Source organism: Serratia sp. TSO36, from assembly GCF_057808395.1.
In genome coordinates, this window is the sequence record NZ_JBJZOU010000045.1 from 1 (window position 1) to 365 (window position 365).

The following is a 365-nucleotide window of genomic DNA, read 5'->3' on the forward strand; positions in this document are numbered from 1 at the left end:
GGGGATCAAATGTCATGGCGGCGAACATGGTGAGGATCACCACCAGCGCGAACAGCACGGCGCCCGTCGCGGGGTAAATGCTCATCAACTGCCCCATTCGCACCAGCGCCGACAATACGGCGATCACGAACACGTCGATCATTGACCAGCGGCCAACGAATTCGACCACTTCATAAATCAGATGCATGCGCTCGCTGTCGGCACGCGGTTTCTTCCTGCCGTTCGCATCCCAGCACAACCAGCCGATCGCCAGCATTTTCAGCGACGGCACCATGATACTGGCGATGAAAATCACCAGCGCCACCGGATAAGAGCCGTCGCCCCACAGCAGGATCACCCCCGCCATGATGGTGGAGTTCATCTTG

The 365-nt window shown here is 58.6% G+C and carries 1 protein-coding gene; it reads right to left on the reverse strand.

The annotated features are described in order from the left end of the window. Window positions 1-365: paraquat-inducible protein A (locus ACK3CV_RS25365; protein ID WP_489009927.1), on the reverse strand; the 365-nt coding region annotated here is incomplete at both ends.